General features: G+C 68.9%; 23 protein-coding genes. 10 read left to right on the plus strand and 13 right to left on the minus strand.

Annotation, left to right across the window (positions count from 1 at the left end):
• Positions 1-63 precede the first annotated feature (63 nt).
• The 5 genes from Q0599_RS02225 to Q0599_RS02245 form a co-directional block, all read right to left on the minus strand.
• Positions 64-1,461 carry an aspartate aminotransferase family protein gene (locus Q0599_RS02225; RefSeq protein ID WP_298825018.1) on the minus strand — a complete coding sequence of 466 codons (1,398 nt, stop codon included), beginning with the start codon at positions 1,459-1,461 and terminating at the stop codon, positions 64-66.
• Between the two features lie 25 nt (positions 1,462-1,486).
• Entirely contained in the window at positions 1,487-2,854 is a 1,368-nt protein-coding gene (locus tag Q0599_RS02230; RefSeq protein WP_298825021.1) for a glutamine synthetase family protein, read from the minus strand.
• Positions 2,855-2,957: 103 nt separating this feature from the next.
• Positions 2,958-3,746, minus strand: coding sequence for a gamma-glutamyl-gamma-aminobutyrate hydrolase family protein (locus Q0599_RS02235; protein ID WP_298825023.1), 789 nt, complete (start codon positions 3,744-3,746; stop codon positions 2,958-2,960).
• The gene (locus Q0599_RS02240; RefSeq protein WP_298825025.1) at positions 3,743-5,068 is read right to left on the minus strand and encodes an FAD-binding oxidoreductase; all 1,326 of its coding nucleotides are present in this window, start codon (positions 5,066-5,068) and stop codon (positions 3,743-3,745) included. The genes Q0599_RS02235 and Q0599_RS02240 overlap by 4 nt, the downstream gene beginning before the upstream one ends.
• A 90-nt stretch (positions 5,069-5,158) precedes the next feature.
• A complete protein-coding gene (locus tag Q0599_RS02245) occupies positions 5,159-6,487 on the minus strand; it encodes an aspartate aminotransferase family protein (protein WP_298825119.1) in 1,329 nt (442 codons plus the stop codon).
• Between the two features lie 195 nt (positions 6,488-6,682).
• Here Q0599_RS02245 and Q0599_RS02250 point away from each other — a divergent pair, with 195 nt between their 5' ends.
• Positions 6,683-7,162, plus strand: a complete 480-nt coding sequence (locus Q0599_RS02250) for an Lrp/AsnC family transcriptional regulator (protein ID WP_298825027.1) — start codon at positions 6,683-6,685, stop codon at positions 7,160-7,162.
• Here the strand turns inward: Q0599_RS02250 and Q0599_RS02255 are convergent.
• Complete coding sequence (locus Q0599_RS02255) at positions 7,134-7,670, minus strand: hemerythrin domain-containing protein (protein ID WP_298825029.1); 537 nt, start codon at positions 7,668-7,670, stop codon at positions 7,134-7,136. The genes Q0599_RS02250 and Q0599_RS02255 overlap by 29 nt on opposite strands.
• Before the next feature lie 66 nt (positions 7,671-7,736).
• The gene (speB, locus tag Q0599_RS02260) at positions 7,737-8,657 is read right to left on the minus strand and encodes an agmatinase (protein ID WP_298825031.1); all 921 of its coding nucleotides are present in this window, start codon (positions 8,655-8,657) and stop codon (positions 7,737-7,739) included.
• A 61-nt stretch (positions 8,658-8,718) separates the two neighbouring features.
• Here speB and Q0599_RS02265 point away from each other — a divergent pair, with 61 nt between their 5' ends.
• The 3 genes from Q0599_RS02265 to aceA all read left to right on the plus strand — a co-directional run bounded on the left by Q0599_RS02265 (position 8,719) and on the right by aceA (position 12,334).
• A complete protein-coding gene (locus Q0599_RS02265; protein WP_367180890.1) occupies positions 8,719-10,086 on the plus strand; it encodes an aspartate aminotransferase family protein in 1,368 nt (455 codons plus the stop codon).
• Complete coding sequence (locus Q0599_RS02270; RefSeq protein ID WP_298825034.1) at positions 10,083-10,784, plus strand: type 1 glutamine amidotransferase; 702 nt, start codon at positions 10,083-10,085, stop codon at positions 10,782-10,784. Before Q0599_RS02265 ends, Q0599_RS02270 begins: the two co-directional genes overlap by 4 nt.
• A gap of 260 nt (positions 10,785-11,044) precedes the next feature.
• A complete protein-coding gene (gene aceA / locus Q0599_RS02275; RefSeq protein ID WP_298825125.1) occupies positions 11,045-12,334 on the plus strand; it encodes an isocitrate lyase in 1,290 nt (429 codons plus the stop codon).
• Positions 12,335-12,389: 55 nt separating this feature from the next.
• On the opposite strand, the gene Q0599_RS02280 is transcribed toward aceA, so the two are convergent.
• Complete coding sequence (locus Q0599_RS02280; RefSeq protein WP_298825037.1) at positions 12,390-13,553, minus strand: diguanylate cyclase; 1,164 nt, start codon at positions 13,551-13,553, stop codon at positions 12,390-12,392.
• On the opposite strand from Q0599_RS02280, the gene Q0599_RS02285 reads away from it, so the two are divergent.
• From Q0599_RS02285 to Q0599_RS02295, 3 genes are read left to right on the plus strand one after another with little or no spacing between them, the layout of a single operon-like run.
• Positions 13,552-14,319 carry a hypothetical protein gene (locus tag Q0599_RS02285; RefSeq protein WP_298825040.1) on the plus strand — a complete coding sequence of 256 codons (768 nt, stop codon included), beginning with the start codon at positions 13,552-13,554 and terminating at the stop codon, positions 14,317-14,319. The two genes, Q0599_RS02280 and Q0599_RS02285, sit on opposite strands and share 2 nt — an antisense overlap.
• 37 nt (positions 14,320-14,356) lie before the next feature.
• Positions 14,357-14,821 (plus strand): CoA-binding protein, encoded by a 465-nt coding sequence (locus Q0599_RS02290; RefSeq protein WP_298825043.1) that lies wholly within the window; start codon positions 14,357-14,359, stop codon positions 14,819-14,821.
• 11 nt (positions 14,822-14,832) lie between these two features.
• Positions 14,833-16,116, plus strand: a complete 1,284-nt coding sequence (locus Q0599_RS02295) for an O-acetylhomoserine aminocarboxypropyltransferase/cysteine synthase family protein (protein ID WP_298825046.1) — start codon at positions 14,833-14,835, stop codon at positions 16,114-16,116.
• A gap of 7 nt (positions 16,117-16,123) precedes the next feature.
• On the opposite strand, the gene Q0599_RS02300 is transcribed toward Q0599_RS02295, so the two are convergent.
• The 4 genes from Q0599_RS02300 to Q0599_RS02315 form a co-directional block, all read right to left on the minus strand.
• Positions 16,124-18,721 (minus strand): TRAP transporter permease, encoded by a 2,598-nt coding sequence (locus tag Q0599_RS02300; RefSeq protein ID WP_298825049.1) that lies wholly within the window; start codon positions 18,719-18,721, stop codon positions 16,124-16,126.
• Between the two features lie 87 nt (positions 18,722-18,808).
• Complete coding sequence (locus Q0599_RS02305) at positions 18,809-19,792, minus strand: TAXI family TRAP transporter solute-binding subunit (RefSeq protein ID WP_298825052.1); 984 nt, start codon at positions 19,790-19,792, stop codon at positions 18,809-18,811.
• Between the two features lie 142 nt (positions 19,793-19,934).
• A complete protein-coding gene (locus Q0599_RS02310; protein WP_298825054.1) occupies positions 19,935-21,266 on the minus strand; it encodes an aspartate aminotransferase family protein in 1,332 nt (443 codons plus the stop codon).
• 32 nt (positions 21,267-21,298) lie between these two features.
• Positions 21,299-22,195, minus strand: coding sequence for a MurR/RpiR family transcriptional regulator (locus Q0599_RS02315; RefSeq protein ID WP_298825056.1), 897 nt, complete (start codon positions 22,193-22,195; stop codon positions 21,299-21,301).
• A gap of 137 nt (positions 22,196-22,332) precedes the next feature.
• On the opposite strand from Q0599_RS02315, the gene Q0599_RS02320 reads away from it, so the two are divergent.
• From Q0599_RS02320 to Q0599_RS02330, 3 genes are read left to right on the plus strand one after another with little or no spacing between them, the layout of a single operon-like run.
• On the plus strand, positions 22,333-23,982 hold the full coding sequence (locus tag Q0599_RS02320) for an acyl-CoA synthetase (RefSeq protein ID WP_298825058.1): 1,650 nt from the start codon (positions 22,333-22,335) through the stop codon (positions 23,980-23,982).
• Positions 23,983-23,992: 10 nt separating this feature from the next.
• Entirely contained in the window at positions 23,993-24,787 is a 795-nt protein-coding gene (locus Q0599_RS02325; RefSeq protein ID WP_298825061.1) for an enoyl-CoA hydratase, read from the plus strand.
• Positions 24,784-26,277: a L,D-transpeptidase family protein gene (locus Q0599_RS02330; protein ID WP_298825064.1), complete on the plus strand. Its 1,494-nt coding sequence runs from the start codon at positions 24,784-24,786 to the stop codon at positions 26,275-26,277. The genes Q0599_RS02325 and Q0599_RS02330 overlap by 4 nt, the downstream gene beginning before the upstream one ends.
• Positions 26,278-26,292: 15 nt before the next feature.
• On the opposite strand, the gene Q0599_RS02335 is transcribed toward Q0599_RS02330, so the two are convergent.
• A complete protein-coding gene (locus Q0599_RS02335) occupies positions 26,293-26,811 on the minus strand; it encodes a YcbK family protein (protein ID WP_298825067.1) in 519 nt (172 codons plus the stop codon).
• Positions 26,812-26,905: the final 94 nt, after the last annotated feature.

Below are 26,905 nucleotides of genomic sequence, written 5' to 3' on the forward strand. Positions count from 1 at the left end.
TCTAGCGAGGGGGCCGTTCGCGAAGCTAGAGGCAAACCCCGTGCCACGCCTGAGGAACGATGTTCAGAGCCAGCCTCGTGCGCGCACGTCGGCCAGCGTCAGGTCAAGGCAGCGTCGAATCAGGCCGACCATCTCGTCGATCTGGACGCGCGTGATGACCAGGGGCGGCGCGATGATCATGCGGTCGCCCACCGCGCGCATGATCAGACCGTTGCCGAAGCAGTGCCCCCGGCAGAGCATGCCGACCTCCAGCGCGGCGTCGAAGGTCGTGCCCGACGACTTGTCCTTGACCAGCTGCAGCGCGCCCATCAGGCCGCAGGTCTGCGCCTCGCCGACCAGCGGGTGCTCGGCCAGTTCCGCGAATCGCCCGGCCAGGTAGGGGCCGACGTCCTCGCGCACGCGCTGCACGAGCCCCTCGCGCTGGATCAGCCGGATGTTGGCGATGGCCACCGCGCAGGCCACCGGATGGCCGGAGTAGGTATAGCCGTGGGCGAACTCGCCGCCCTGGTCGATCAGCACCCGGGCGACGCGCTCGCCGACCATCACGCCGCCGAGCGGGATGTAGCCCGAGGTGACACCCTTGGCGAAGGTCATCAGGTCGGGACGCGTGCCGAAACGTTCGCAGCCGAACCACTGGCCGGTGCGGCCGAACCCGGTGATCACCTCGTCGCTGACCAGCAGGATGCCGTGCTTGTCGCAGATGCGCTGGATCTCGGGCCAGTAGGTCTCGGGCGGCACGATCACGCCGCCCGCCCCCTGCACCGGCTCGCCGATGAAGGCCGCTACCTTGTCCGCGCCGATCTCGAGGATCTTCGCCTCCAGCCAGCCTGCCGCCTTCAGGCCGAACTCGTCGCGCGACAGGCCGCGCCCCAGATCGAACCAGAACGGTTGCTCGATATGCACGATGTCGGGGATCGGCAGACCCCCTTGTTCGTGCATGCCGCTCATGCCGCCGAGCGAGGCGCCCGCCATGGTCGAGCCGTGGTAAGCGTTCTTGCGGCTGATGATGACCTTGCGCTGCGGCTGGCCGAGCACGTCCCAGTAGCGGCGCACCATGCGCACCACGGTGTCGTTGCCTTCGGAGCCGGAACCCGAGAAGAACACGTGCTGGAACTGCGGCGGCGTCACCTCGGCGAGCAGTTCGGCCAGTTCGATCGCCGGCGGCGTCGCGGTCTGGAAGAAGCTGTTGTAGAAGGGCAGTTCCTTCAGCTGGTGCGTCGCCGCCTCGATCAGCTCCGGGCGGCCGTAGCCGACGTTGACGCACCACAGGCCCGACATCGCATCCAGGATCTTCTGGCCGTCGCTGTCCCAGAGGTAGATGTTGTCGGCGCGGGTGATGACCCGCGACCCCTTGTTCGCCAGGCCCTTGAAGTCGGTGAAAGGGTGCAGGTAGTGGGCAGCGTCCGCAGCCTGCCACTCGGCGGTGGTGCGGCTGTTCGGTGAGTTCACGGCGGCGGTCATGCGCATCTCCAGTCTCGTTCGGTATTCAGACGTGCAGCAGCAGGTGCTCGCGCTCCCACGGCGAGATCACCTTCATGAATTCGTCGTGCTCGATCTCCTTGACCTCGGAGTAGACGGTGACGAACTCCCGGCCCAGCACGTCGTGCAGGTCTTTCTCGTCGGCGAGCCAGCCCAGCGCCTCGGACAGCGAACGCGGCAGCTGGTATTCCGACAGGTAGGCGTCGCCCTTGCACTCGGGCGTCGGGTCGATGCGGTTCTTGATGCCGAGGTAGCCGCAGGCCAGCGTGGCGGCCAGCGCCACGTAGGGATTGGCATCGGCGCCGATGACGCGGTTCTCGATGCGGCGCGCCGCAGGCGTGGCCACCGGCGAGCGGATGCCCACGGTGCGGTTGTCCGTGCCCCACTGGATGTTGATCGGCGCTGCCGTCGAGCGCGCCAGGCGTCGGTACGAGTTGACGTAGGGCGCGAACAAGGCCATCGCCGCCGGCGTGTATTTCTGCAGACCGCCGATGTACCAGTAGAACTCCTTGCTCGGCGTGCCGTCGGGGTTGCTGAAGATGTTGCGCCCGCTGGCCGTGTCGACCACGCTCTGATGCACGTGCATCGCGCTGCCCGGCTCGCCGGCCATCGGCTTGGCCATGAAGGTGGCATACATCTCGTGGCGCAGCGCCGTCTCGCGGATGGTGCGCTTGAAGAAGAACACCTCGTCGGCGAGCCCCAGCGGATGGTCGTGGAAGAAGTTGATCTCCATCTGCCCGGCGCCGACCTCGTGGATCAGCGTGTCGACGTTGAGCTCCATCTGCTCGCAGTAGGCATAGATGTCCTCGAACAACGGGTCGAATTCGTTCACCGCATCGATCGAGTAAGCCTGTCGCGAAGTCTCGGCGCGGCCGCTGCGGCCGCGCGGCGGGCGCAGCGGCGTGTTCGGGTCGGAGTTGCGCTCGATCAGGTAGAACTCCAGCTCGGGCGCGACCACCGGGCTCCAGCCTTCGGCGGCGTAGAGGTCGCAGATGCGGCGCAGCACCGAGCGCGGCGCGTAGGGAATCAGCTGGCCGTTGCGGTCGAAGCAGTCGTGGATCACCTGCGCCGTCGGGTCGGTGGCCCAGGGCACGATGCGCACGGTGCTCGGGTCCGGGCGCAGGTGCATGTCGCGGTCGGTGGCGTGGATGACGTCGTAGTACGGCCCCTCTTCGGGGAACTCGCCGGTCACGCCGATGGCGACGATCGCCTCCGGCAGGCGCATGCCGCGGTCCTCGGTGAACTTCTCGCGCGGCAGGATCTTGCCGCGCGCCACGCCGGTGAGGTCGGGCACCAGGCACTCGATCTCCGTCACGCGTCGTTCATTGAGCCACTGTTCGAGTTCGGCGAAGCCGAAGTTTTTCTTGTCAACCATGTGTCACCTGAGAGTTGGGGCACAGCGTTCGGCTCGTGGCCGGTGCTTGCTGCGGGAAGGGTCGCCGCGATGGCGGCTTTCGGGCGCCTGTCGCGCCGCGCGTTCAGCGCGATGGCTCAGGGGCCCTGTGGCGATCGCGATAGGCGCGGCACGCATCGCCGAAGGCACGCAACAAGCGTACCGAGACCGGGTTCGATGCGGCCTGCCATTCCGGATGCCACTGCACGCACAGGTTGAACCCCGGCGCACGCTCGACCGAGAACGCCTCGACCAGGCCGTCCGGCGCCTTCGCCTCGATGCGCAGCCCCGGCGCGAGCCGTTTCACCCCCTGGCCATGCACCGAGTTCACCTGAATGCGCGGTTCGGGAAGGATCTGCTGCAGCACGCCGCCCGGCTGCACGTCGACCGGGTGGGCGAGCCCGTAGACGCGCTCCGCGGGCGCGTCGTTCTCGCCGGCGGCTCCGCGGTGGTCGTGCTGACCCTCGACCTCGTGCACCGCTTGGTGCAGCGTGCCACCCAGCGCGACGTTGGTCTCCTGGAAGCCTCGGCAGATGGCGAACAGCGGGATGCCGCGCTCGAGGATGCGCGGGATCATCGGCAGCGTCCAGTCGTCGCGATCCGGGTCCAGCGGCAGACCGGGATCGTGCACGTCCTCGCCGAAGTGGCGCGGATGCACGTTCGACGGCGAGCCGGTGAGCAGCACGCCGTCGGCCAAGTCGAGCAAGGCGTCGAGCTCGTCGGCATGCGCCACCGGCACGATCAGCGGCAGGCCACCGGCCAGGCGCACCGCCTCGATGTACTTGCGGCCGGCGACATGGAAGGGGTGCTGGCCGAGCATGCGGTTGCACGACGGCACGAGGACGACCGGCTTCGACGAACGGGGCGCGCTCACAGCAGATCCCTCAGTCGGTAGTAGGCCATGCCGGCCACCAGCGCCGGCGTGCGCAGCAGCCGGCCGCCGGGGAAGGGCCGATGGCGGATGCGCGCGAAGGTGTCGAAGCGCTCGGCGTCGCCCGCGATGGCCTCGGCCACCAGCTTGCCGGCCAGGCCGGTGAGGGCCAGCCCGTGGCCCGAGAAGCCTTGCAGGTAGTAGACGTTCGACCAGTCGGAGCCTTGCCTGTCGTGCAGCCGGTCGGCGAGGCGGCCGAAGTCCGGCGCGCGGTTCATCGAGATGTCGACGAAGCCGCCCCAGGCGAATTCGATCCTGGTGTCCTTCAGTTGCGGGAAGGTGCGCGCCATTCGGCGCTGCATGCTCGCCGCGAGATTCGGCGGCGTGGCCGTGCTGTAGCTGACACGTCCCCCGTAGAGCATGCGGTGATCCAGCGTCGGGCGGAAGTAGTCGAGCACGAAATTGGTGTCGCACACCGCCGAGCCGGACGGCACCAACGACTGCGCGAGGGTCGGCTCGATGGGCTCCGAGGCGACGATGTAGGTGCCGACCGGCATCACGCGTTTCTCCAGCACCGGTGCGATGCCCTGCAGGTAGACGTTGCCGGCGAGCAGCACGTGCGAGGCGCTGACGCTGCCCTGCGCGGTACGCAGCTTCGGCAGGCGGCCGGGCAGGATCTCGGTGACGCCGGAATCCTCGTGGATCTGCACTCCGAGGCCGGCCGCGGCCGCCGCCAGCCCCAGGCTGTACTTGAGTGGATGCAGGTGACCGCCTTTCGGGTCGTGGATGCCGCTGTGGAAGCGCGGACTGGCGATCCAGTTCGGCATGTCCTGCGGCGTGATCCAGCTCGTCTCGTAGCCGTAGTCGCGCTGCATCTGCTCGTGCCAGGCCTGCAGTTCGCGCGCCTTGCGCGCGTTGACGGCCAGGCCCATGTAGCCGTCACGCCAATCGCAGTCGATGTCGAAGCGACGGCGTCGCTCGCCGATCAGTCGGATGGCCTCGAGCGTCATGTCCCAGACGCGCTTCGAATCTTCCCGGCCGAGTTGGCCCTCGATCACCGACTGGTCGCAGGCCAGCCCGGCGATCGCCTGGCCGCCGTTGCGCCCGGACGCGCCCCAGCCGACCTGGCGTGCCTCCAGCAAGGCGACGCGGTAGCCGCGGTCGGCCAGTTCGATCGCCGCCGACAGGCCGGCGAGGCCGCCGCCGACGATGGCCACATCGGCGTCGATGTGGGACTGAAGCGAGGGGAAATGCTGCCGACGCGGCGCCGTGGCCGCGTAGTAGGAGTTCTTCGTGAGTTCGAGGTCGGTTTGCAGCAGCGACATAGAGAGGCTCAGGACTTCCGCCGGACCGCCGCGTGGACGGCCTGCGGCCCCTTGGGGGGCACCGCGCGGCGGGAGCGTGGGGGCGTCATTTCAGGCCGCGGTCTTCAGCACCTCGGCGAGCGTGCCGACGAGCTGGTCGACGTGCTGCTTCTCGATGATCAGCGGCGGCGACATCGCGATGGTGTCGCCGGTGGTGCGGATCAGCACGCCGCGCTGCCAGCACTCGAGGAAGATGTCGAAAGCGCGCTTGCCGGGTTGCCCGGGAAGCGGCTCGAGCTCGACGCCACCCACCAGGCCGATGTTGCGCACGTCGATGACGTGGCGCGATCCCTTCAGCGAATGCAGTGCGTCCTCGAAGTACGGCGCCATCTGCGCGCCTCGCGTCAGCAGACCCTCCTCGGCGTAGGTGTCCAGCGTGCCCAGCGCCGCGGCGCAGGCCAGCGGGTGGGCGGAGTAGGTGTAGCCGTGCGTGAACTCGATGACGTGCTCCGGGCCGGTCATGAACACATCGTGGATCGCGTCCTTGCAGAACACCGCGCCCATCGGCACGCAGCCGTTGGTGATGCCCTTGGCGACCGTCATCAGGTCGGGCACGACGCCGAAGTAATCGGACGCGAACGGCGCGCCGAGGCGCCCGAAGCCGGTGATGACCTCGTCGAAGATGAGCAGGATGCCGTGCTTGTCGCAGATTGCGCGCAGCCGTTCGAGGTAGCCCTTGGGCGGCAGCAGCACGCCGGTGGAGCCGGCCACCGGCTCGACGATCACCGCGGCGATGGTCGAGGCGTCGTGCAGTGCGACCATGCGTTCCAGGTCGTCGGCGAGCTCGGCGCCGAATGCCGGCACGCCGCGCGAGAAGGCGTTGCGCGCGAGATCGTGGGTGTGGCGCAGGTGATCCACGCCGCCCAGCGCCGGACCGAACAACTTGCGGTTGCCGACGATTCCGCCTACCGAGATGCCGCCGAAGTTGACGCCGTGGTAGCCCCGCTCGCGGCCGATCAGCCGGGTGCGCGTGCCTTCGCCGCGCGCGCGGTGGTAGGCGATCGCCATCTTCAGCGCGGTGTCCACCGCCTCCGACCCGGAGTTCGTGTAGAAGACCTTGTTCAGGCCCTGCGGTGTCATCTGCACCAGCCGCTCGGCCAGCTCGAAGGCCTTGGGATGCGCCATGTTGAAGGGCGGCGCGAAGTCGAGCTCGGCGGCCTGCGCGGCGATCGCCTGGACGATCTTCGGGCGCGCGTGGCCGGCGTTGACGCACCACAGTCCGGCGATGCCGTCGAGCACCTCGCGGCCCTCGGGGGTCCAGAAATGCATGCCCGAGGCCTTGGCGAGCAGCCGCGGCGCCTTCTTGAACTGCCGGTTGGCGGTGAACGGCATCCAGTAGGCGTCCATCGAGTGCGGATGCGCCGAGCCTTCCTCACGCATTGCCAGCACGGCGGGATCGATGGCTTTGTTCATGGCGAAAGGCTCCTCGAGACACTGGTCTCGCTGCGACAAAGTGTGCAATCGGAGACAGGGTGAGTCTAGAGAAATCGCAGCGCAATGTGCTTGCGCAATGGAGGCGGGTTCTCCCTCCAAGCTGCAATATCATTCGAACAGACAACCGAAAGACCGCAGAGAATGCGAAACAACGCCTTCGACGTGCAACTGGATGCGATCGACCGGGCGATCCTGGAGGTGCTGCAGCACGAGGGCCGCATCGCCAACCAGGAGCTTGCGCAGCGCGTGCATCTGTCGCCCTCGGCATGCCTGCGCCGCGTCAAGGCGCTGGAGGATGCCGGCGTCATCGCCCAGTACGTCGCGCTGCTCAACCCGCGCGCGGTGGGCAAGCACGGCATCAGCTACACCATCATCAACCTCGACAGCATGAACACGCCACTGCTCGAAGCCTTCGAGCAGGCGGTGCGCGACACACCGGAGATCCTCGACTGCTACTACGTCGCCGGCGCGAACGACTACCTGATCCGCTTCGCCTACCGCGACGCCGAGGACCTGGAGCGCTTCCACTCGGAGGTGCTGATGCACCTGCCCGGGGTGTCGCGATCGAACTCGATGCTGGTGCTTCGCACCGTCAAGAAGACGACGGCCCTGCCGTTGTGAAGCGCAGCGGCGGCAGCGAGGCGCGGCGCCTTGCCAGCTTGGCGACGATCGCCTTGGCTTGCGGGTAGATGATCGACTCCTCGAGCTGGATGTGCTCGCGGCAGAGTTCGACGAAGACGCCGATCGCGTGGCGCAGTTCGTCGGGGTCATACCAGCTGTAGCCTGCCGCGATGGCGCGCAGTTGCGGCGCGATCGCCAGCCAGTCCTCTTCGATCCAGCCGTGGTCCTGCTGCAGCATGCGCACGGTGGCGACCAGCGAGGGGTCGCTGGAGTTGAGCAGCGCCGGGAAGACCTTGCTCTCCTCGTCCACGTGGTGCTGTTGCGAGGTCTCGGAGAAGAAGGTCTCGATCCGGCCGGCCTCCTGCTGGGCATGGGCGTCGACGCCATGGTCGGAGAGATGCCCGAACAAGGCATCGAGCCGGTCGAGGTGGGCCGATATCTGCTGGTGGCAGGCGTCCAGCGCCTGGAAGTCGGTGCCGGGGTTCTTCGTCGGGACTGCCGCTGCCATGGAACCTCCACGTCGTTGTGTGTGATTCCATTCTTCGAGTTGCTGCGTTGCAGCAGTTGCGACAGGTCAAGCGAGCCGCAGTCTGCCGCAGAGGTAGGTCCAGACGAAATGGGCGGCGGCCTGGCTGGTCAGCTCGGCATGGTCGTAGGGCGGAGCCACCTCGACGCAGTCCATCCCCACCAGCGGCAGGACCGCGAGTTCCTCGAGCACGGAGAGCACCTGATTGGTGCTCATGCCGCCGGGTTCGGGTGTGCCGGTGCCGGGCGCGAACGCCGGATCGAGGCAATCGATGTCCAGGCTGAGGTAGACCGGCGGGTGCCCATGTGCGGCGAGGCGTCCGCGGATCGCTTCGAGCACGGGCGCGAGTTGCGCCGGGTTGTCGAGCCCGCGCAGGTCGCGCGCGGTGAAGATCTGTCCGCCCTGGCCGCGCACGTACTCGCGCGCTTCGCGCACGCCCGCCGAGCGGATGCCGAGCTGGGTGAAGCATTCCGGGATGACCAGTCCTTCCTGGATCGCCTCGTAGACCCAGGTGCCGTGGCCGCTCGGCTCACCGAAGTGGTCTTCCCAGGTGTCGCAGTGGGCGTCTAAGTGGATCACCGCCAGCGGCCTGCCCAGCTTCGCCCGGTAGGCGCGCAGCAGCGGCAGCGTGATGCTGTGGTCGCCGCCGAGCCAGACCATGTGGTGCGCGCGGATCAGCCGCTCCACCTGCGGAGCCATTGCCTCGCGCATCGCTGCGAGACTGGTGTTGGGCAGGGGCAGGTCGCCGGCGTCGCCGAGCTGCCCCGCGGGGCTGATGTCGAACAGCGGATGGATCGCGTCGCAAAGCATGTGGCTCGCCTCGCGGATGGCGCGCGGGCCGAAGCGGGCGCCCGGGCGATTGGTCACCGAACCGTCCCAGGCGATGCCGGCCACCGCGTAGCGCGTCTTGGCGGAGGCGGGAGGCGCCTTCAGGAAGGCGTTGTTGGAGAGGAAGGCGAAGCTGCTCATCGGTCGTCCTGCTGCAAACTCGCGGCGATGATACGAGCCGAGTTGCAGGAGCCCTGACCCGATGACGATGCACCGCTTCCGCGTCGACCGCGAAGCGCTGTCTGCCGTGCAGCAGCGCGAAGCGCAGCGCTACCTCGACACCCACCCGTGCAGCGTGACGCTGGCCGCCGACGACGCACGGCACTACCTGTTCGGCGTGCCGCTGCACTGGATGCGCGACTGGCCGGTGCCGGCCATGCTGCACGTCGCACGCGCGAGCGGCAATCGATTGTGGTGTGCCGACGGCCATGAGTACCTCGACTTCTGCCTGGGCGACACCGGGGCGATGTTCGGCCACAGCCCGGCGCCGGTGGCGCAAGCCGTCGCCGCGCAAGCCGTCCGCGGACTCACCGCGATGCTGCCTTCGACGCTCAGCGCGGAGGTGGGCGGCCTGTTGACCGACTGCTTCCGATTGCCGCGCTGGCAGCTCACGCTCAGCGCCAGCGATGCCAACCGCTTCGTGCTGCGCTGGGCGCGTGCGGTCAGCGGCCGGCCCAAGGTGCTGGTGTTCGACGGCTGCTACCACGGCACCGTCGATGACACGCTGGTCGACATGGATGCGCAGCAGCGCACCGTCAAGCGCGCAAGCCTGCTCGGCCAGGTGCACGACCTCGCGCTCGGCACGGTGGTGGTGCCGTTCAACGACATCGATGCCGCGGAACACGCACTGTCGCGGGGCGACGTGGCCTGCGTGCTCACCGAACCGGCGCTGACCAACTGCGGCCTGGTGCCGCCGCGGCCGGGATATCTGCACGCGCTGCAGGACGCCTGCCGCCGCCACGGCACGCTGTTCGTGCTCGACGAGACGCACACCGTCAGCAGCGGCTGGGGCGGTCATGCGCGCGTCGAAGGGCTGGAACCCGACATGATGGTGATCGGCAAGGCGATCGCCGGCGGGCTGCCCTGTGCCGTCTACGGCTTCACCGAGGCGATGAACGGCCGCATGGAGACGGCCAAGCGGGCGTCGCCCGACGGCCACTCGGGCATCGGCACGACCTTGTCGGCCAACCTGCTGGCCATGGCGGCCTTGCGCGCCCATCTCGCCGAGGTGATGACGCCGCACGCCTATGCCGAGATGCTGGCCACGGCCTCGATCCTCGAGGCGCGGCTGCGCGAAGTCATTGCCGGTGCCGGTGCGCCGTGGTCGGTGACGCGGCTCGGCGCACGCATGGAGCTGCAGTTCTGCGTGCGGCCGCCACAGACCGGCGCGCAAGCGCGGGCAGCGATGGACGACGAACTGGAGCGCTGCCTGCACCTGTGGCTGCTCAATCGCGGCATCCTCATCACACCCTTCCACAACATGCTGCTCGTCGCGCCCGACACGCAGCCCGTCGACGTCGAGCCGCTGGCGCAGGCGCTGGGCGAGTTCATCGTGGCGGTGCGTGCATGAAGCCTGTGCTGGTGCTGCAGCACATGGACGGCGACGGGCCGGGCTACCTGGCCACCTGGCTGCAACGGCGGGGCGTGCCCTTCGAGGTGTTCAACACGGCGGCGGGGCAGGACTTTCCGTCCTCGATGGATGCGCATGGGGCGCTCGCGGTGCTCGGCGGCGAGATGAGTGCCAACGACGATCTGCCGTCGCTGCGCCGTGCCGAAGCGCTGATCCGCGAGAGCATGGCCGGCGACCGACCGGTGATCGGCCATTGCCTGGGCGGGCAGCTGATGGCCAAGGCCCTCGGCGCTCGCGTCGTCGATGCTGCGGCACCGGAGATCGGCTGGCAGACGATGCGCGTGCTCGCACATCGTGAGGCGACGGCGTGGTTCGGCGGCGCGACAGAGCTGACCGTGTTCCAGTGGCACCACGAGGCATTCGAGCTGCCGCAGGGCGCGGTGCCGCTGGCCGGCAGCGAGGCCTGCGCCCATCAGGCCTTCGCGGTCGGCCGCCACCTCGGCATGCAGTTCCACGTGGAAGTCGACGCGCACAAGCTGGCGCTGTGGTCCGCGTCGCGCGATCGCGCCTACCTGCGGCTGCAGAAGACCTGCCCGACGGTGCAGGGCGGCGAGGCCATGCGTGCCCAGGCGGCCGAAGCACTTGCCGCGCAGCAGGCGCTGGCGGATCGGCTGTATGCGCGCTGGCTGGGCGCCTGACAGTATTTCACGTTGCGGGATGGTCTTTTCGAATTGCGGAAAAGACGGATGCTGCAGCGCCGCAATCTTTCTCATCGTGGAGAACGCTATTTCGCATCCCGGTTTGATGTTCCTAAGTTATTGATTAATAAAGATAACATTTTTAGTCTTCTATAAGACATAAGTCTTCTCACGGCGCACGAGCGGGACTACTCTTGAGGCCAGAGATTTCGTTTTCAGTCCCTGTCTTCACATCATTCACGGAGGTCCCCATGACGAATCTGACCCGCGAACAGCAAATCGCCGCCCTCGAGAAGGATTGGGCCGAGAACCCGCGCTGGAAGGGCATCAAGCGCGGCTACAGCGCCGCCGACGTGGTGCGCCTGCGCGGCTCGCTGCAGATCGAGCACACGCTGGCCAAGCGCGGTGCCGAGAAGCTGTGGAAGCTGATCAACACCGAGCCGTTCGTCAACTCGCTCGGCGCGCTGACCGGCAACCAGGCCATGCAGCAGGTCAAGGCCGGCCTGAAGGCCATCTACCTGTCGGGCTGGCAGGTCGCCGGCGACGCCAACAGCAACGGCGAGATGTACCCCGACCAGTCGCTGTACGCGGTGGACTCGGTGCCGAAGGTCGTCAAGCGCATCAACGCCACTTTCAAGCGTGCCGACGAGATCCAGTGGAGTGAAGGCAAGAACGACATCGACTACTTCGCGCCCATCGTTGCCGACGCGGAAGCCGGCTTCGGCGGCGTGCTCAACGCCTTCGAGCTGATGAAGTCCATGATCGACGCCGGCGCCGCCGGCGTGCACTTCGAGGACCAACTCGCCTCGGTGAAGAAGTGCGGCCACATGGGCGGCAAGGTGCTGGTGCCGACGCGCGAAGCGGTCGCCAAGCTGGTGGCCGCGCGCCTGGCGGCCGACGTGATGGGCACCCCGACCATCCTGCTGGCGCGCACCGACGCGGAAGCGGCCGACCTGGTCACCAGCGATGTCGACGACAACGACAAGCCGTTCATGACCGGCGAGCGCACCGTCGAGGGCTTCTTCAAGACCCGCAACGGCCTGGAGCAGTCGATCAGCCGCGGCCTCGCCTATGCCGAGTACGCCGACCTGATCTGGTGCGAGACCGGCAAGCCCGACCTGGCGTTCGCCAAGGCTTTCGCCGACGCGATCCACGCCAAGTTCCCGGGCAAGCTGCTGGCCTACAACTGCTCGCCGTCGTTCAACTGGAAGAAGAACCTCGACGACGCGACGATCGCCAAGTTCCAGCGCGAGCTCGGCGCGATGGGTTACAAGTTCCAGTTCATCACGCTGGCCGGCTTCCACAGCCTGAACTACTCGATGTTCGACCTGGCCTACGGCTATGCGCGCAACAACATGAGCGCCTTCGTCGAGCTGCAGGAGAAGGAGTTCGCCGCCGCCGAGCGTGGCTTCACTGCGGTGAAGCACCAGCGCGAGGTCGGCACCGGCTACTTCGACGCGGTGACGACGACCATCGAGGCGCAGGCCTCGACGGCCGCGCTGAAGGGTTCGACCGAGGACGAGCAGTTCTTCGACAAGAAGCACGCCTGAGTTCGAGCGACGTGTGAGCAGAACGGGCCCGCGGCAGCTGCCGCGGGCCCGTTCTTCATGAGCGCACGAAGCACAGCCGGTCGCGGCCCTCCTGCTTGGCGCGGTAGAGCTGCCGGTCGCAGTCGGCGAGCAATGCGTCGAGCGACCCGGTCTGCGGCGTCAGCACGGCGGCGCCCATCGAGAAGGTGCAGCCGTGTGCGCCCTCGACGCCGCCGACCGACGTTGCCGCAAAGCGCTGGCGCAGGCGGGCGAACACCGCCGGCACCTCATCGGCCGCGGTACCGGGCATCACCAGTAGCCATTCCTCGCCGCCCCAGCGGCCGAACCGGTCCTGTCCGCGAAGGACCTCTCGGGCGGCGGTCGCCAGCGCACGCAGCACGGCGTCGCCGATGGCATGGCCTCGTGAGTCGTTGACGTGCTTGAAGTGGTCGAGGTCGATCAGTGCCAGCGCCGGTGGCACGCCGAGCCGTTGTGCCTGCTCGCACTGTGCCTGCGCGTAGGCGGTGACCGCACGGCGATTGGGTGCCCCGGTCAGCTCGTCGCGAAGCGCGAGATCAGCCAGCGCACGACGGCGCGCGAACGCGCGCCAGGCCACGCCGAGGGCGGTCAGCGCCACCAGCACCAATGCCGCCAGTGCCAACCACAACGCTCGCTGCGTGGCCGCCTCGGCCTGCAGCGCCAGCCGGGCGGTCTCGCTGCGGTGGCGCAGTTCGGCATTCTCGGCGTCGCGCTGGGCGGCCGCGTAGCGGGCCTGCAGGCGCAGGGTCTGCACGTCCGATGCGAAACCGCGGCCTTCGTCCTGGAAGGACTCGGCACGCTGCGTCTCTGCGTAGGCCTCCGCGTAGCGCCCCTGCGAGGCATAGCCGGCGGCCATGGCGCGGGCCATGCGCGCGCGGGCCGCGGCCGGCACGGCGGGGGTGTCCCAGCGTCGGGCGCGCCCGATCGCGGCGATGACTTCCGGGCGGCGCAGCGCAGCCAGCGCGGAGACGCTGTGTTCGGCGACCGAGAAGAGCCGGTAGCCCTCATCGGTGCCTTCGAGCAGCCGGCGTGCCTCGTCCAGCAGTGGCAGAGCCTGTGCCGGTTGCTTGAGTCGAATCTGCAACTCGGCCACGCCGATGTCGGCGGCGGCGATGCCGGCCCGGTCGTCGATGCTGCGCGACAGCTCTCGAGCCTGGCCGAAGAACTGCGCGGTTTCCTCCCAGCGCCTGGCGTGGCGCATGGCGTTGCCGCGCTCCCACAGCACGATGCTGCGGACAAAGCGGGCCGGCCGGTCGGCCAGGGCCCTCAGTGCGCGCTCGATAATGGCTGTCGGTGTCCGCCTGAGTGCGGGCGCGCCCGCGGCCGGCAATGGTGCCCATGGAGATCAGTGCCCCGACCTCGACGCCGGGCAGGCCCAGCTCGCGACCGCATCGTTCGACCGCCTCCGCGGTGAGCCAGGCTTCGTCGAGGCTGTCGATGTCGATCGGCATGCCGAGGTCGATCTGTTTCAGCTCGCAGGCGAGCATGGTGTCGTCCAGCGCCGTCACCTGCCGCGCCAGTGCATCCATCTGCCGGCGTGCCTCGCGCGGTTCCTGCGACGACCATCCGATCAGCAGCCGGGCCGCCGCCAGCCAGGCCCGATGGCCTGTCATGGCCTGAGGTGCGCCGGCCAGCGCGGCGTCGGCCTCCTCGAGCGTCTGCTCGGCTTGCGCCTGCAGTTCGAGTGTGTTCTGCGCCCGCGCCAGCGCGAGCAGGGCCCAGAAACGATCGACCGGCGCGCTGGCTGCCCCAAGCTGGACGCGGGCCTGCTCGATCGCGGCGCGCGGGTCGTCGTTGATGCGCTCGTCGATCACGAGCATGCTGGGCGGGAGCAGCGTGGCCGCGCCGGCCGCGGGGTGCAGCGCGAACCACAGGGCGGCGAGCAGGGCCTGGAGCGAGACGCGCTTCACCGCTGGGTTGTCGGCTGCACCGGCGGAAAACTGAGGGAAAAACCGGGCGCCGCGTGAACCCTTCACGCCCGGGGCGATCGGTTATCGTTTCCCCATGGCCGACACGATCTCCGAACTGCGCCGCATCCTGAACGACTGCCGGACCGTGGCGGTGGTCGGGCTTTCGGCCGAGTGGCACCGCCCGAGCTACTTTGCCGCCAAGTACCTGCAGGAGCATGGCTACCGCATCGTTCCGGTCAACCCGCGCTACACCGAGGTGCTGGGCGAGCCGTGCTACCCGAGCCTGGAGGCGGTGCCGTTCCCGGTCGACCTGGTCGACGTGTTCCGCAGGGCGGAAGACGTGCCGCTGATCTCGCGCTCGGCGGTCGCGATCGGCGCCAGGTGCCTCTGGCAGCAGATCGGCGTGAAGAGCCTCGAGGCCGACGCGATCGCGCGCGAGGCGGGCCTCGCGTCGGTGATGGACCGCTGCGTGAAGATCGAGCACGCCCGCCTGTTCGGCGGGTTGAACTGGGCCGGCGTCAACACCCGCGTGATCTCGGCGCGCCGTCCCGTCGTCTGAAGCGCAACACCATGGCCGACCACGTATTCATGCCCGAGACGCTGGCCATCCACGCCGGACAGATCCCCGACGCCGCCACCGGCGCCCGCGCGCTGCCCATCTACCAGACCACCAGCTTCGTGTTCGACAGCGCCGACCATGCGGCGTCCCTCTTCAACCTGCAGACCTTCGGCAACGTCTACTCGCGCCTGTCGAATCCGACGGTGGCGGCGCTGGAGGAGCGTGTCGCTGCGCTCGAGGGGGGGCGCGCCGCCGTCGCCTCGTCCAGCGGCATGGCGGCCGAGGCGATGGCGCTCATGACCCTGCTGCAGCAGGGCGACCACGTGGTGGCGGCCGGTGCGCTCTACGGCGGCACGGTGACCATGCTGGCCGTGAACCTGAAGAAGTTCGGCATCGAGACCACGTTCGTCGATGCGACGAAACCCGAGGCATTCGCCGCGGCGATCCGGCCGAACACGCGTGCGATCTTCGCCGAGAGCCTGGGCAATCCCAGCCTGGTCGTGCTGGACATCGCCGCGGTGGCCGAGGTGGCCCATGCACACGGCATCCCGCTGGTGATCGACAACACCGTGCCGTCGCCGTTCCTGTGCCAGCCGATCCGCCATGGTGCCGACATCGTCGTGCACTCGGCCACCAAGTACCTCGGCGGCCATGGCACCACGCTGGCCGGCGTGATCGTGGAGAGTGGCAAGTTCCCCTGGGACAACGGCAAGTTCCCGGGCATGACCGAGCCCTCGCCGGGCTACCACGGCGTGAAGTTCTACGAGACCTTCGGCGACTTCGGCTTCACGATGCGCGCGCGCATGGAGACGCTGCGCGTCTACGGCGCGGCGCTGGCGCCGACGAGCGCCTGGCAGATCCTGCAAGGCGTCGAGACCTTGCCGCTGCGCATGGAGCGGCACTGTACGAACGCCACGCGCGTGGCGGAGTTCCTGCGCGCGCATCCGCAGGTGAACTGGGTGAACTACCCGGGCCTGGCCGACCACCCGCAGCACGCGCTGGTGCAGCGGCAGATGCGCGGGGCGTCGGGTCTGCTCGCTTTCGGCGTGAAGGGTGGCATGGGGGCGGGCGTGCGCTTCATCGAGTCGGCCCAGTTCATGAGTCACCTCGCCAACATCGGTGACACGCGCACGCTGATCATTCACCCGGCATCGACCACGCACCGCCAGCTCGACGCGTCGCAGCAACTCGCCGCCGGCGTGCTGCCCGACATGATCCGCATGTCGGTCGGGCTGGAGCACATCGACGACATCCTCTGGGACATCGACCAGGCGCTCGCGGCCGCGCGCGCGTGACCGCGGCTCAGGCCGGCGCCGGCGCGCCGCCTTGCGAGAGACGCCGGCGAGCCCGCTGCGCGCCCATCACCAGCGCCAGCAGCAGCAGCGCGGGCAGGAACATCCATTCCTTGGCCGGCCGCGGTGCCGGCATCTCGATGCTGGTGACCTTGAAGCCCTGTTCCAGCCCCAGTTTCTCGGCACGCGAGCCGAACTGCACCTGCGCGATCTGCATCTCGTCGCCCAGCGGCACGACCGTCAGGCCGATCTTGCGCAGGCGGTCGCGGCCCGGCCCGGCGTCCCCCAGCGGCAGCAGCACGCCCTTGCGGATGTCCTTGCCATCGAGGTTGGTGCCCTCCACCCAGATGCGCTTGCTGGCTCCGGCCGGCGCTTCCTCGACGCGCTTCATCAGCTGAGCAGCAGGAATCTCCTCGTAGGGCGGGTACACCATGTCCCACCAGAAGCCGGGGCGGAACAGCGTGAAGGTGACCAGCAGCAGCGCCGCCGTCTCCCAGGCTCGCGAGCGCACCAGGAAGTGGCCTTGAGTGGCTGCCGCGAACACCAGCATCGCCACGGTGGCGCTGACCATCGTCAGCAGCAGGTGCCAGGTGCTGTCGACGCCGATCATCAGCAGCTGCGTGTTGAAGATGAAGAGGAACGGCAGGATCGCGGTGCGCAGGCTGTAGAAGAACGCGGTGACCCCCGTCTTGATCGGGTCGGTGCGCGCGATCGCGGCAGCGGCGAACGAGGCCAGACCCACCGGCGGCGTGACGTCGGCCATCAGCCCGAAGTAGAAGACGAACAGGTGCACCGCGATCAGCGGCACGAGCAGTCCGCTCTGCGCGCCGAGCTCCACGACGACGGGCGCCATCAGCGTCGAGACGACGATGTAGTTGGCGGTGGTCGGCAGTCCCATGCCGAGCACCAGGCTGATGAAGGCCACCAGCACCAGCATCAGCATCAGGTTGCCGCCCGACAGCAGTTCGACGACCTCGGTCATCACCAGCCCGATGCCGGTCAGGGACACGGTGCCGACGATGATGCCGGCGGCCGCGGTGGCCACGCCGATGCCGATCATGTTGCGCGCACCGGCCTCCAGGCCGCCGATGAGGTCAGCGAATCCCTGGCGCAGCGCCGCGCCGTAATCGCCGCGGCCACGCAGCGCGGAGATCAGCGGGCGCTGCGTCAGCATCACGAAGATCATGAACACCGTCGCCCAGAACGCCGACAGCGCGGGCGACATCTGCTCGATCATCAGGCACCAGATCAGCACCACCACCGACAGCAGGTAGTGCAGGCCGGACTGGAGCGTCGGTGCCGTCTCCGGCAGCTCGAATACCGGTGCGTCGGGGTCGTCGAGCTTGAGCTCGGGCTGGCGCGCGCCGACCCAGAGCAGCCCGATGTACGAGGCCAGCACACCGACCCCGATGATCCAGATCGCCGCCGCGCCGGCGGCCTGCTTGATCCAGCCAATGCCGTAGTAGACCGCGCCGGCCAGCACCACGAAGCCGCTGACTGTGAGGCCGAAGGACAGCAGGCGCTGCAGCGGACCGGCTTGCGAGCGGCGCGGCAGGCCCACCAGGTTGGACTTCAGCGCCTCCAGGTGGACGATGTAGAAGAGGGCGATGTACGAGATGATGGCCGGCAGGAAGGCGTGTTTGATCACCTGCGTGTAGGGAATGCCGACGTACTCGACCATCAGGAAGGCCGCCGCGCCCATCACCGGCGGCATCAGCTGGCCGTTCACCGAACTGGAGACCTCGACCGCACCGGCCTGGTCGGGCCGGTAGCCGACGCGCTTCATCAGCGGGATCGTGAAGGTGCCGGTGGTCACGACGTTGGCAATCGACGAGCCGGAGATGATGCCGGTGGCCGCCGACGAGACGACGGCGGCCTTCGCCGGCCCGCCGCGCATGTGCCCGAGCAGCGCGAAGGCCGACTGGATGAAGTAGTTGCCCGCGCCGGCCTTGTCGAGCAGCGAGCCGAACAGCACGAACAGGAAGATGAAGCCGCTGGACACGCCCAGCGCGACGCCGAACACGCCTTCGGTGGTCAGCCACTGGTGCGACATCGCGCGCGACAGCGAGGCGCCCTTGTGCGCGATCAGGTCGGGCATGTGGGGCCCGGCGAAGGTGTAGAGGAGGAACACCAGCGCGACGATCACCATCGGCAGGCCGAGCGCACGCCGCGTCGCCTCGAGCAGCAGGACGATGCCGACCACGCCGACGACGAGGTCCTGCGTGATCGGCTGGCCGGGGCGCGTCGAGAGCTCCCGGTAGAAGATGAACAGGTAGCTCGCGCAGGCGGCGCCGACGATGGCGAACACCCAGTCGGTCAGCGGCACGCGGTCCCGCGGCGAGCGGCTGAACGCCGGGTAGGCCAGGAACGCGAGCAGGATCGCGAAGGCCAGGTGGATAGCACGAGACTGCGTGTCGTTGAACACGCCGATGCCGAGCGCGAACGGCAGCGGCGAGGCGATCCAGAGCTGGAACAGGCTCCAGCCCAGGCACAGCGCGAGGATCAGTCGGCTGACCAGCGGGCCGGGGTTGCGGCCTCCGGCGTCGCTTTCCGCGACCAGCTGGTTGACGTCGATCTCGGCCGCAGCCGACTTCTTCTTGCCGAACATCGGATCCTCCCGAACGCCGATCGGCGCCAAGCCAGAGGCCGCACGCGCGCGGCGCGTGCGGCTCGTCCTTCGCGGATCAACCGCCGCTCAGAGCCAGCCCTTCTCCTTGTAGTACTTGACCGCGCCCGGATGCATCGGCGCCGAGTTGCCGTCCTTGACCATGCGCTTCGGATCGAGGTTGGCGAACGCGGGGTGCAGCTTCTTGAACTCGTCGAAGTTCTCGAACACCGCCTTGACCAGCTCGTACACCGTCGCGTCCGGCACCTTGGCCGAGGTCACGAAGGTGGCCAGCACGCCGTAGGTCGGCGTCGGGTTCGGGTGGCCGGCGTACAAGCCGCCGGGGATGTCGACCTTGGCGTAGTAGGGCGCGCCCGCGACCAGCTTGTCGACCGCCGGACCGGTCAGCGGCACCAGCTTCGCGCCGCAGGTGGTGATCGGATCCTGGATGTTCGCCGAGGGATGGCCGACGCCGTAGAAAAAGCCGTCGATCTTGTTGTCGCACAGTGCGGCGCCGTGCTCGTCGGCCTTCAGCTCCGAGGCGAGCGAGAAGTCACCGAGCTTCCAGCCCACCGCGCCGAGCAGTTCCTCCATGGAGGCGCGCGTGCCCGAGCCGGGGTTGCCGACGTTGAAGCGCTTGCCCTTCAGGTCCTCGAACTTGGCGATGTTGGCTTCCTTGCGCGCCAGCACGGTGAAAGGCTCGGGGTGCACCGAGAACACGGCGCGCAGGTCCTGCACGGCGCCGTCCTTCTCGAACACCTTGGTGCCCTTGGCGGCGTGGTACTGCCAGTCCGACTGCGTGACGCCGAAGTCGAGCTCGCCGGCCTTGATGGTGTTGATGTTGAACACCGAGCCGCCGGTCGACTCGACCGAGCAGCGGATGCCGTGCCGGGCGCGGTCCTTGTTCATCAGTCGGCAGATCGCGCCGCCGGCGGCGTAGTAGACGCCGGTGACGCCGCCGGTGCCGATGGTGATGAACTTCTGCTGGGCCAGCGCGGGCGCGGCGGGCAGGGCGACGGTCAGGGCGACGGCGGCGGCCAGGGCCAGGCGGCGGGAGAGGGGGGTCTTGTTCATCGTTAACTCCGATGGGCGGGTTGCGTGGAACGCCTGCCCTCGTGAGGCAGGCAAGAGCGAGATGCGTGCGCCACGCGCACGACTCCGGCGCCCACCATACGCGCAACGGCGGACCGGGCGCGAGCGGGATTGCCCCGGGTGGCTAGCAATTTGCGTGCACCACCTCGGCGATGGCCAGGTCGATGGCGCGCCTCAGCCTCCCGACGATCTGCTCGAGCTCGTCGTCGCTGACGATGAAAGGCGGGGCGAGCAACACGTGATCGCCGAGGCGTCCGTCGATGGTGCCGCCCATCGGATAGACCATCAGGCCCTCGGCCATGGCCCGCGCGCGGACGGCCGCATGAAGCCGGACCGAGGGGTCGAAGGGGCGCTTGTCGGCACGGTCGGCGACCAGTTCGACGCCCCAGAACAGCCCTCGGCCACGGATGTCGCCGACGTGCGGATGCTCGCCGAACGCGGTGCGCAGGCGGTCGTGCAGTTGCTGCCCCTGCCGCCGCACCGCCTCGAGCAGGTGGTCGCGCTCGATCACCTGCTGCACCGCCAGCGCCGCTGCGCAGGCCACCGGGTGTCCGATGTAGGTGTGGCCATGCTGGAACAGGCCACTGCCCTGCGCGAGGCTGAGCACGATGCGCTCCTGCGCGAGCACGGCGCCGATCGGCTGGTAGCCGCCGCCCAGGCCCTTGGCGATCGTCATCAGGTCGGGGACCACGTCCTCCTGCTCGCAGGCATGCAACGTGCCGGTGCGTCCCATGCCGCACATCACCTCGTCGAGGATGAGCAGGATGCCGTGGCGGTCGCAGAGCTCGCGCACCCCGCGCAGATAACCGGGCACCGGCGTCAGGGCGCCGGCCGTGGCGCCGACCACCGTCTCGGCGACGAAGGCGATGACGCGCTCGCCCCCGAGCCGTTCGATGGCCCCGGACAACTCGCGCACGAGGCGCTGGCCATACTGCTCGGCGGACTCGCCGGGAGCGCGGTCGCGGTACTCGTAGCACGGCGAGACATGGGTCACCGGGATCAGCAGCGGCGCGAACTGGCGGCGCCGCCACTCGTTGCCGCCGACCGCCAGCGCGCCCAGGGTGTTGCCGTGATAGCTCTGTCGCCGCGCGATGAAGTGCTGGCGCTGCGGCTGGCCGACCTCGACGAAGTACTGGCGCGCCATCTTCAGCGCCGCCTCGACGGCCTCGGAGCCGCCGGACACGAAGTAGGCGTGGCTGATGCCGGCCGGCGCATGGGCGACCAGCGTGTCGGCGAGCCGCTCGGCCACCTCGGTGGTGAAGAAGCTGGTGTGCGCGTAGGCCAGGCGATCGATCTGCGCATGCATCGCCGCCAGCACGTCCGGATGGCCATGCCCGAGGCACGACACCGCGGCGCCGCCCGAGGCGTCGATGTAGCGCTTGCCGGTGGCGTCGGTGAGGATGACCCCGGCACCGGCCGTGGCCACCGGCAGGCCATGGCGCAGCTGGCGGTGCATGACGCGGCTGTCTGGAAGGGAAGGGGCTTCGTTCATCGGATTGCCGTGTGCGAGGGGCGCTCCCAGTAGGCGCGCGTAGCGTGCAGGTGCTGTTGCATGCGCTGCAGCCGCTGCAGCACCGCGTCGCCGCCGCGTGCGGCGGCCTCGGCGAGCAGCGACTCCATCAACGCCTGCGCACCGGTGAGGGAATGGAAGAACGACGGCGAGGCGGTGTCGAACAACAGCACGTGCTGCGCACCGCGCGCGATCGGCGCGAGCGGGCTGTCGGTCAGCGCGAGCACCAGCGCGCCTTGGCGACGCGCCAGCGCCACCGTCTCGACGCTGCGTCGTGTGTAGGGCGCCTGGCTGATCGCCACCAGCAGGTCGCCGCGGCCGATCTGCAGGGCCTGATCGGCCAGCGTGCCGCCGAGGTCGTTCATCAGCGTGCCGTTGGCCTTCAGCAGGCCCCAGCCATAGTGCAGGTGGTAGGCCAGACCGTGGCACACGCGCAGTCCGAGGAAGAACACCCGCGGCGCTTGCAGCAGCGCGTCGGCGGCGGCGTCGATCGCGTCGGCAGTGTTGCGCGCGACCACCGAGGCGGCGTCGGCCTGCTGCGCGGCGTTGAGCGCATCGAGTCGCTCCTGCGCGGCGGCGCCCTTGCGCTGCTGGGCGCGTGCACGCTCGGCGTAGGCGGCCGGCGCAACCTGCGCCTGGGCCGCGAGCTGCCGCCGCGCCGGTTGCCGCAGCGCCTCGAACCCCTCGAAACCGAGGCGCTGCGAGAGCCGCGTCATCGTCGCCGGGCTGACCCCGGCCTGGCGCGCCGAACTGCGCATCGAGTGCAGCGCGATCGTCGCCTCGTGGCGCTGCAGCCAGCGTGCCGCGCGTTGCAGCTCCGGGCTGAGCTCGTCGAAGCGCCGGTCGATCAGCTGGGAGAGCGACGCGATGGGCATGGGAGCGCGCTGGGCCTGCGGCGATGAGATACGAACAAGTGTTTCATCATCACATACATGAGTCAAGTGTTTCATTTCGGCCGGTCGGCTCGAATGGCACGGTGCGAGAATGAAAAAGGAACCGGCAGGAGACGGCGATGACCAGCATCTATGACCAGCATCTCGAGAGGAATCCGGCCAATTACGCGGCGCTCTCGCCGGTGAGCTTCGTCGAGCGCAGCGCCGAGGTCTTCGGCGATCTGCCGGCGGTGATCCACGGCGCGCGCCGTTGCGACTGGCGCACCTTGCGCGAGCGTTCGGCGCGGCTGGCCGCGGCCCTGCGTGCGCTCGGCGTGGGGCGCGGCACGACGGTGACGACGATGCTGCCCAACACGCCGGAGATGGTCGAGGCGCACTACGCGGTCCCCGCGCTGAACGCTGTCATCAACACGCTGAACACGCGGCTCGACGCGCCGCTGCTGGCCTGGCAGATGAACCACTGCGAGGCTGCGGTGGTGATCACCGACCGAGAGTTCGCGCCGGTGATGGGCGAAGCGCTGCGCCTGCTGAAGGCGGAGCATGGTCGCAGCCCCGTCGTCATCGACGTCTGCGACAGCGAGTACACCGGCCCCGGCGAGCGCCTCGGGACGCACGAGTACGAGGCGCTGCTCGCCGCGCACGAGCCGCTTGCCAGGCTCGAAGGCCCGTCCGACGAATGGGATGCGATCGCGGTGAGCTACACCTCGGGCACCACCGGCGACCCGAAGGGCGTGGTCACGCACCACCGCGGGGCTTACCTCAACGCGGTGTGCAACGCGGCCACCTGGACCATGCCGCACTTCCCGATCTACCTGTGGACGCTGCCGATGTTCCACTGCAATGGCTGGTGCTTCCCCTGGACGGTGGCCATGCTCGGCGGCGTGCATGTCTGCCTGCGCCGTGTCGAGGCGCCGGCGATCCTGACCGCGATGCGCGAGCACGGAGCCGATCACTACTGCGCTGCGCCGATCGTGCACAACCTCATCATCGCGGCGCCGGAGGAACTGCGCGCCGGCATTCGCCAGAAGGTGCGCGGCATGGTCGCCGGCGCCGCGCCGCCGGCGTCGATGATCGAAGGCATGGCGAAGATCGGCTTCGACATCACCCACGTCTATGGCCTCACCGAGGTCTACGGGCCGGCGGCGGTGGCGGTCAAACGTGATCGATGGGCTCAGGAGAGCCTGTCCGAACAGACACGGCTGAACGGCCGCCAGGGCGTGCGCTACGTGCTGCAGGAGGGCATGACGGTGATGGATGCGCAGACGATGCGCGAGACACCCGCCGACGGCCAGACCATGGGCGAGATCATGTTCCGCGGCAACATCGTGATGAAGGGCTACCTGAAGAACCCGGCTTCCACCGCCAAGGCCTTCGAGGGCGGCTGGTTCCACACCGGCGACCTGGCGGTGATGGAGCCCGATCGCTACGTGAAGATCAAGGACCGCAGCAAGGACATCATCATCTCTGGCGGCGAGAACATCAGCTCGATCGAGGTGGAGGACGCGCTGTACCGTCACCCGGCGGTGCTGGCCTGTGCGGTCGTTGCCAAGCCGCACGAGAAGTGGGGCGAGACGCCGCTGGCTTTCATCGAGATCAAGCCCGGGGCGGACGTCTCGGCCGAAGATCTGATCGCGCACTGCAAGGGCTTGCTGGCCGGCTACAAGGTGCCGAGGGAGATCCGCTTCGAGGCGATCCCCAAGACCTCGACCGGCAAGATCCAGAAGTTCCAGTTGCGCGAACGCGCAAAGAGCGCCTCCGCCATCGAATGAGGACCAGGTCATGAACATCCACGAACAGCTCGTGCTGCGCGAGACCGACGCGCGCGGCGTCGTGCGGCTGACGCTGAACCGCCCGAACGCTTTCAATTCGCTCTCCGAGGGGATGCTTGCCGCATTGCAGGCGGAACTCGACGCCATCGCCCAGGACGAGAAGGCGCGCGCCGTGGTGCTCGGCGGCGCCGGCAAGGCCTTCTGCGCCGGCCACGACCTGAAGGAGATGCGCGCCGAGCCCTCGCTGGACTACTACCAGAAGCTGTTCGCGCAATGCACGCAGGTGATGCTGGCGGTGCAGCGGCTGCCCGTGCCGGTGATCGCGCGCGTGCACGGCATCGCCACCGCGGCGGGCTGCCAGCTCGTCGCCATGTGCGACCTGGCGGTGGCCAGCCGCGACGCGAAGTTCGCCGTCAGCGGCGTCAACCTCGGTCTGTTCTGCTCGACCCCGAGCGTGGCGCTGTCGCGCAACCTGTCGCGCAAGGCTGCCTTCGAGATGCTCGTCACCGGCGGCTTCATCTCGGCCGACGAGGCGATGACCAAGGGTCTGGTGAACCGCGTGGCCGCGCCGGAGCAGCTCGACGAGGCGGTGGAGTCGCTGGTCGCGGCGATCGTCGCCAAGCCGCGCGTGGCGCTGGCGATGGGCAAGTCGCTGTTCTACCGCCAGTTGGAAAAGGGCATTGCCGCCGCCTACGACGACGCCGGCCAGACCATGGCCTGCAACATGATGGACGACTGCGCGCTGGAGGGCGTGCAGGCCTTCATTGACAAGCGACCGCCGAATTGGGGCAGCACGCAGGGATGAGCATCGCTGCCCGGGCACGGTGCACGCTGCTCGCGCTGACGGTCCTGCTCGTCGGCGCCGCCGGGGCCGCCGAGCCGCGTCTGCGCTGGTTCGATGCAAACGGGCAAGCCTCGTCGCTGGGCCGCGAGGCGGCGGCAATCCTCGCGGCGGCGGCGGCCGATGGCCTGGACCCGGCGGACTACGTCGTCTCTGCGGCCGACGGCGACGCGGCCTTGCAGGACACCTTCCTGCGTTATCTCCGCCACCTCCGCCTCGGCCGGGTCCGGTCGAAGGACCTGGGCTTCCGTGTCGACAACGGCGCCCGCACCGAGCAGGACATTGCCGCGCGGCTGCAGGCCGCCGTCGACGCCGGCCGGCTGCAGCCAGTGGTGGGGGAGATGGCGCCGCCGCTGGCGCAATACCGCCAATTGCGCGAGGCGCTCGCCCGCTATCGGGGCCTCGCCGCGGGTCCGGCCTTCGCCGCCTTGCCGCCGGTGGCGAAGAAGCTCGTGCCTGGCGAGCCCTATGCCGGCACGGCCGCGCTGCGCGAGCGTCTGCTGGCCTTCGGCGACCTGGGCGCGGATGTGGCCGTCTCGTCCACGCACTACGACCAAGCGCTCGCCGAGGCGGTGCGGCGCTTCCAGGCTCGCCACGGCCTGGAGGTCGACGGTGTGGTGGGCCGCTCGACGTTCGCGGCGCTGAATGTCGCGCCGGCACGGCGTGTGCGGCAGATCGAACTCGCCATGGAGCGCCTGCGCTGGCTGCCGCTTCGCAGCGGCCGACCCTTCGTCGCCATCAACATTCCGATGTTCCGTCTCTGGGCCTGGGACGCCGGGGCAGCCGAGCCCGCGCCGACGCTGAGCATGGGCGTGATCGTCGGCCGTGCCATGCGCACGAGCACGCCGGTGTTCGCCGACGAGATGACGCATCTGATCTTCCGCCCCTACTGGAACGTGCCGCGCTCCATCCTGCGCAACGAGGTGCTGCCCGCGGTCGAGCGCGATTCAAGCTGGCTGGCGCGCCACGACATGGAAGTGGTGAGCGGCCAGGGCGACGACGCGAAGCCCGTGGGACTGTCCGCGCAGAGCCTGGACGCCTTGCGCAGCGGCGCCTTGCGCGTGCGTCAGCGTCCGGGGCCGAAGAACTCACTCGGGCTGGTGAAGTTCATCTTCCCCAATGACGACAACGTCTACCTGCACGGCACGCCGGCGACCTCGCTGTTCGCGCGCAGCCGGCGCGACTTCAGCCATGGCTGCGTGCGCGTCGAACAACCGACGGCGCTCGCGCAGTGGCTGCTGAAGGACCAGCCGGCCTGGACGGCCGAACGCATCGCCGCGGCGATGGACGCGGACAGGCCGCAGCAGGTGAATCTGGTCGCGCCGGTGCCGGTGATCCTGTACTACATCACCGCGGCGGTGACGCCCGACGACGGCCTGCTGCACTTCGCCGACGACATCTACGGACACGACGCCGCGCTGGAGCGCGCGCTCGCCAGGGGCCGCGCACGCTGAACGGAATCCGCGGGTCTACCAGGCGCGCACGCGCCCCGTGTCGACGTGCACGAAGTTCGAGCCCGGATAGAAGCCCACCCCGCCGCGGCGCAGCGAGAGCGCGGCGTCGCGCAGCTGCGGCAGCGGCACGTCGGCCACGCGGATGTCGATTGCCTGACCGCTCATGTGCAGGCTCTTCGTCGCCACGCCGCTGCTCCGCTCGTGCAGCGCGCGGTTGGTCAGCGGCGAGCGGTAGCCGGAGATGATCTGGAACGGCCGCTCGGCGCCCGTGCGCTGGCGCAGCGCATGCAGCAGATCGAGCAGCGAAGGATCGATCGAGGCGACGTCGCCAGTGCGGAAATCGCGCAGCAGCCGGTTCACCGCGTCGAGTGCGTCGGGCAGGTAGACGCCTGCGTTGAAGTACTCGACCTCGAGCTTCTCGCCGGTGTGCAGGTGGTTGAAGTTCAGCACGCGCGGCTCGCTGCTGCGCGCCTTGGCGATGGCGGGCACGGCGGCGAGTGCGGCCACGAAGCGGCGGCGGTTGAGCGTCGACATGCCCCCTAGTGTATCGGTGCAGCTCATCCATATCGTTCCAATGTGTGAACGACTTGACACACGATAGGCTCGCCGGAAACACGACTGCCGTTAC

The organism is uncultured Piscinibacter sp. (genome assembly GCF_937952055.1).
In the GTDB taxonomy this organism is placed as follows: domain Bacteria; phylum Pseudomonadota; class Gammaproteobacteria; order Burkholderiales; family Burkholderiaceae_C; genus Piscinibacter.

What these genes read in the sequence shown, in the direction of transcription:
- Q0599_RS02225 (WP_298825018.1), bottom strand. Translation starts at nt 1,461, where the DNA reads ATGACCGCCGCCGTGAACTCACCGAACAGCCGCACCACCGCCGAGTGG.
- Q0599_RS02230 (WP_298825021.1), bottom strand. Translation starts at nt 2,854, where the DNA reads ATGGTTGACAAGAAAAACTTCGGCTTCGCCGAACTCGAACAGTGGCTC.
- Q0599_RS02240 (WP_298825025.1), bottom strand. Translation starts at nt 5,068, where the DNA reads ATGTCGCTGCTGCAAACCGACCTCGAACTCACGAAGAACTCCTACTAC.
- Q0599_RS02245 (WP_298825119.1), bottom strand. Translation starts at nt 6,487, where the DNA reads ATGCGTGAGGAAGGCTCGGCGCATCCGCACTCGATGGACGCCTACTGG.
- Q0599_RS02250 (WP_298825027.1), top strand. Translation starts at nt 6,683, where the DNA reads ATGCGAAACAACGCCTTCGACGTGCAACTGGATGCGATCGACCGGGCG.
- Q0599_RS02255 (WP_298825029.1), bottom strand. Translation starts at nt 7,670, where the DNA reads ATGGCAGCGGCAGTCCCGACGAAGAACCCCGGCACCGACTTCCAGGCG.
- speB (WP_298825031.1), bottom strand. Translation starts at nt 8,657, where the DNA reads ATGAGCAGCTTCGCCTTCCTCTCCAACAACGCCTTCCTGAAGGCGCCT.
- Q0599_RS02265 (WP_367180890.1), top strand. Translation starts at nt 8,719, where the DNA reads ATGACGATGCACCGCTTCCGCGTCGACCGCGAAGCGCTGTCTGCCGTG.
- Q0599_RS02270 (WP_298825034.1), top strand. Translation starts at nt 10,083, where the DNA reads ATGAAGCCTGTGCTGGTGCTGCAGCACATGGACGGCGACGGGCCGGGC.
- Q0599_RS02285 (WP_298825040.1), top strand. Translation starts at nt 13,552, where the DNA reads ATGGCGTTGCCGCGCTCCCACAGCACGATGCTGCGGACAAAGCGGGCC.
- Q0599_RS02280 (WP_298825037.1), bottom strand. Translation starts at nt 13,553, where the DNA reads ATGCGCCACGCCAGGCGCTGGGAGGAAACCGCGCAGTTCTTCGGCCAG.
- Q0599_RS02290 (WP_298825043.1), top strand. Translation starts at nt 14,357, where the DNA reads ATGGCCGACACGATCTCCGAACTGCGCCGCATCCTGAACGACTGCCGG.
- Q0599_RS02295 (WP_298825046.1), top strand. Translation starts at nt 14,833, where the DNA reads ATGGCCGACCACGTATTCATGCCCGAGACGCTGGCCATCCACGCCGGA.
- Q0599_RS02300 (WP_298825049.1), bottom strand. Translation starts at nt 18,721, where the DNA reads ATGTTCGGCAAGAAGAAGTCGGCTGCGGCCGAGATCGACGTCAACCAG.
- Q0599_RS02305 (WP_298825052.1), bottom strand. Translation starts at nt 19,792, where the DNA reads ATGAACAAGACCCCCCTCTCCCGCCGCCTGGCCCTGGCCGCCGCCGTC.
- Q0599_RS02310 (WP_298825054.1), bottom strand. Translation starts at nt 21,266, where the DNA reads ATGCACCGCCAGCTGCGCCATGGCCTGCCGGTGGCCACGGCCGGTGCC.
- Q0599_RS02315 (WP_298825056.1), bottom strand. Translation starts at nt 22,195, where the DNA reads ATGCCCATCGCGTCGCTCTCCCAGCTGATCGACCGGCGCTTCGACGAG.
- Q0599_RS02320 (WP_298825058.1), top strand. Translation starts at nt 22,333, where the DNA reads ATGACCAGCATCTATGACCAGCATCTCGAGAGGAATCCGGCCAATTAC.
- Q0599_RS02325 (WP_298825061.1), top strand. Translation starts at nt 23,993, where the DNA reads ATGAACATCCACGAACAGCTCGTGCTGCGCGAGACCGACGCGCGCGGC.
- Q0599_RS02330 (WP_298825064.1), top strand. Translation starts at nt 24,784, where the DNA reads ATGAGCATCGCTGCCCGGGCACGGTGCACGCTGCTCGCGCTGACGGTC.
- Q0599_RS02335 (WP_298825067.1), bottom strand. Translation starts at nt 26,811, where the DNA reads ATGTCGACGCTCAACCGCCGCCGCTTCGTGGCCGCACTCGCCGCCGTG.